Source organism: Chamaesiphon sp. OTE_8_metabat_110 (genome assembly GCF_031382685.1).
Lineage (GTDB): Bacteria > Cyanobacteriota > Cyanobacteriia > Cyanobacteriales > Chamaesiphonaceae > Chamaesiphon.
Genome location: NZ_JANMZA010000618.1, coordinates 1 through 1,826, shown reverse-complemented (window position 1 = coordinate 1,826; position 1,826 = coordinate 1). Strand labels below are relative to the sequence as shown.

The 1,826-nt window shown below is 44.0% G+C and carries 3 protein-coding genes; all 3 read left to right on the top strand.

Annotated elements, in window-relative coordinates; all coding sequences use genetic code 11:
- Window positions 1–73 precede the first annotated feature (73 nt).
- Complete coding sequence (locus RMO52_RS22250; RefSeq protein ID WP_396135077.1) at window positions 74–547, top strand: Dps family protein; 474 nt, start codon at window positions 74–76, stop codon at window positions 545–547.
- A gap of 89 nt (window positions 548–636) precedes the next feature.
- Complete coding sequence (locus RMO52_RS22245) at window positions 637–1,272, top strand: helix-turn-helix transcriptional regulator (protein WP_310418673.1); 636 nt, start codon at window positions 637–639, stop codon at window positions 1,270–1,272.
- A gap of 168 nt (window positions 1,273–1,440) precedes the next feature.
- Window positions 1,441–1,826: DUF4079 domain-containing protein (locus tag RMO52_RS22240; RefSeq protein ID WP_310418669.1), on the top strand; the 386-nt coding region annotated here is incomplete at its 3' end.

Here is a 1,826-nt window from a genome sequence, read left to right as displayed (position 1 = left end):
TGTCGGCAGTGAGAAAATTGCGAGTAGAATAATAAGTAGGAAGCGATAAATATTTCCAGGAGCACTAACAACGATGATGCAAGTAGATATTGGAATCGATGCAGATACTCGCGAGGAAATCGCGGGTGGGTTGTCTCGACTATTAGCAGATACTTATACTTTGTACTTAAAAACTCACTACTTTCATTGGAATGTTACGGGGCCGATGTTTCAAACTCTCCACTTGATGTTTGAAACTCAATATAACGAACTAGCTTTGGCAGTAGATCTGATTGCCGAGCGGATTCGGGCACTAGGATTTCCCGCACCTGGCAGTTATAGCGAATATGCCAAACTCAGCTCGATTCCCGAAACAACTAGCGTACCTAAAGCCACGGAGATGATTAAACTCCTCGTTGAAGGACAAGAAGCAGTTTGTCGGACGGCTCGATCGATTTATCCTAGTGCCGAAAAAGCTAGCGATGAACCGACAGCCGATCTACTCACCCAACGGTTACAACTACATGAAAAAACTGCTTGGATGCTCAGAAGCTTGTTAGATAGTTAAGTAATTATCGCCAATCTGCTTCGCAAATAGGTAGGGGTAATTCATGAATTACCCCTACCTATTTGCGAAGTATCTAGTGACTATTTTAAATGAGTAAAGATCGAAAATTAGACCGGACATTGCAATTGCAAGCATTAATGCAGCAAGTCGGGATTATGAGTTTTAAGCAGTTATATCAAGCAACCGGAACTTCCGATCGCACTATTCGTAAATTACGATCGGGTGAAATAGGCACTATCCGCTGGCAAACATTAGTCAAAATCGCCAGCATTCTCCAGATCTCCGTCACCGAAACGATCGCCACCTTTGACGGGCAATCTAACTCTACAGCCGATCGCCAAGAATTAGCAACCCTCCAGCAAGAATATCAACATCTCCAGCAGCAATTTAACCAACAGAGAGCAACCCTCGAAGCTGAATTTCAATTTCAAAGTTTACAGACGATCGAGTCTTTTTTAACTTACTTTCCAGCGGCTAAAGCTGCCGCCATGAATAATCCCGATTTTCCCGCAAGTAAAATTTTCCCATTATTAAAATCGATCGATCTATTAATTCAGCAGTGGAATGTCACAGTAATTGGTGAGATCGGCGAACAGATTAGTTACGAGCCGCGCTGGCATCAATTAATCGAAGGCATGGCAAATCCAGATGAATTAGTTACCGTTCGATATGTTGGCTATCGACAAAGTGACAAGCTGATATTTAGAGCCAAAGTTAGTATTTAAATTTAGATTTGGATCCTAGCAGCGGTTTTAACTACCCATTAACCGTACGGTGTCAGCAAACGTTTTTACCTTGGTTCCCCTATCTCCTGACGTATCTACTTGGCTCGATCGATAACTCCCCTGTACAATGGCGATTGACACAGTTTTAGAGATCGTAGGACAGGTATCATGGGCGAAAATTTAACAGAACTATTAGAACCGCTAGCCAGTCAATTTCGCGCCCTCAATCTCCCCGAAGCACTGACTCACTGGGGACATCCGTTCTTTATGAGTATCGTCATGTTTGCGATGGGTGGCTATGGTGCCTATGCTGGCTGGAAAGGACGCATTTTGACGGCGACAGATCCCAAAACCGCGATCGAAAGTAAGTCCGAGCATCGGAAAATCATGCCAGCGATGTTTGCCTTCATGGCATTTGGGGCGACTGGTGGAGTCCTGTCGCTAGTCATTCAAAAACATGCCGTGATGTCTAGTCCGCACTTCTTGACAGCTACCTTACTACTGACTTTTCTGACGATTAATAGCTTAATTTCCTTCACTGGGTTCGGCGGTAA